A 1,980-nucleotide genomic window follows, 5' to 3' on the forward strand; every position below is an offset into this window, starting at 1 on the left:
GGGGCAGCATCCATCATCGCCTGAATATCCACTTCGCCGCTAAACAGGTGGGCGTAGCGGGATTCGCGCTTGCCCGGCTCGCGCGGCAGCTTGACCACGTAGGGGCCACGTTCGATGAGCTGGGTCAGCACCGCATCCACCTCGGTGACATCATCGAAGCTGCAGAGGCGGTTGGTGCGCGAGCGCAGCTCCCCCGGGGTTTGCGGGCCGCGCAGCAGCAGTTCGCAGACGATGCCGAGCTCCTGGGCACTGAATTTCAGCTCGCCAAATTCGGTGTTGCAGAATCTGTGCTGGTAGCGGGGCACCCGGGCGTTGAAGCCTGCAGTGTTGACTACCAGCCGCTTGCGGATCAGCTCGTCTACCACGGCGCGGATATCGAGCTCGGAGAGATCCAGCACCGGCTCGCGGTTGCTCTTCTGGTTGCAGGCGTTGACCAGTGCATTAAGGGAGAGGGGATATTGATCCGGGGTGCAGATCTCTTTTTCAATCAGACAGCCGATGACGCGGGCTTCCAGCGGGCCAAGTACTAACTCCATTTCCTACTCCCTTCCAAATCGAGACATCAAGAGCCCCTATCTTAGTCATGGTCCGCGCCGCGTCTAGCGTTGCGCGCCATTTTTGCGAGCTGATCAGGGGGTTGGCGAAAGGCTCGCCAACGCCAGAGGTCTCCGCTTTTAGCGCTGCCCCTGATAGAAGCGCGCCTTATTGGCATACATGGCGTCGTCAGCCACCCGGCTCAGCTCCGCCAGCGGGGTCTGGTCGCTGCTGCTCCAGCCGATGGCAAAACGCAGCGGGAAGCTGTGCTCCCCATGTTGCACGATGGCGTGCTGCTGGCTTGCCTCCAACCTGCCTGCCAGCAGCTGGCTGGCGAGGTGATCCGCCTCCGCCAGCAGCACGAACTCGTCGCCGCCGATGCGGAAAATCTTCTCATCCTGACGGCAGAGGGTGCGCAGCTGGCGAGCCATCTGGATTAGCAGGGCGTCGCCAGCCTCGTGCCCATACTGGTCGTTGGTACGCTTGAGGCCGTTGAGATCGAGCATGAAGAGGGCGAGGTGACGCTCCGGATGGCGTGCCAGCACCGCCTGATAGTGATGGAAGGCCTCTTCGAACGCCTGCCGGTTGGGCAGCCCGGTGAGGTTGTCAGTGCGTGCGACCCGCGCCAGCTCGTCGGTGAAGAGGCGCCCCTCGATGCCCACCGCCAACTGCTTGGCAAACAGCCGCAAGATGGCCCTGTCTTCGGACTCCAGCCCTTCGGCGCTCACCATCAGATAGCCAAACAGCACGCCACTCTGGCTACCGGGCAGAGTCATGATCTTCCAGAGTGCGTTATCCCACTGGCATTCGGAGTGTTTGACCTCCTCATCCATCAGTTGAGCCAGTTTCTCCTGCAAGGCATCCCGCAAGGGGGCATCGACCCCCTGGGTCAGGGAGTAGTGAGGCTGGCCATCGCGGCGGATCACCAGCCCCCAGCGGTGGCCGGGATAGAGCTGCGAGAGCTGCAGCAGGGCGGAGTTGGCCAGCTCGGCAATATCGATATCCAATTGCTGGTGCAGACCGAACTGCAACCAGGATTGCAGGATATGGCGGCTGCGCTCCTCCCGGCTCAGGGCCGAGCGCAGGGCGGTCGTTTGCGAGGCAACCTCTTGCTCCAGTTCGTCGTTAAAGCCGAGCAGCCGCTGGTTGAAGGCCTCTTTCTCGCTATTGGCCTGCTGCAGCTGTTCATTTTGCTGATAGAGCGCCCGCACCTGATCCGAGATGGTGCTGGCCATCTCTTGCAGCAGCTGGCGCACCTCGTCGTACTCCACAAAGCGCAGCGGCGCCTGCCGTTGCTGGTAGTTGCCCTTGCCATAGCTGCGCACCAGCGCGGCCAGCGAGCGCAGCGGTCGGGTGAGCCAGCGGGTGAGCCAGACGCAGCCGATGGCCACCAGCAGCAACATGACAGCGATGCTGACGGTCAGCAACTGCTGGGATTTATTGAGC

Annotated in this window: 2 protein-coding genes; both read right to left on the reverse strand. The window is 62.4% G+C overall.

The features are described from left to right. A partial coding sequence (locus tag AB5Y92_RS07175; RefSeq protein WP_368226177.1) for a YceH family protein occupies positions 1-536 on the reverse strand: 536 nt, incomplete at its 3' end. A 138-nt stretch (positions 537-674) separates the two neighbouring features. Beyond that, the coding region (locus tag AB5Y92_RS07180) for a diguanylate cyclase (protein ID WP_368226180.1) at positions 675-1,980 on the reverse strand (1,306 nt) is incomplete at its 5' end.

Source organism: Aeromonas sp. R1-1 (assembly GCF_040908495.1).
Classification (GTDB): domain Bacteria; phylum Pseudomonadota; class Gammaproteobacteria; order Enterobacterales; family Aeromonadaceae; genus Aeromonas; species Aeromonas veronii.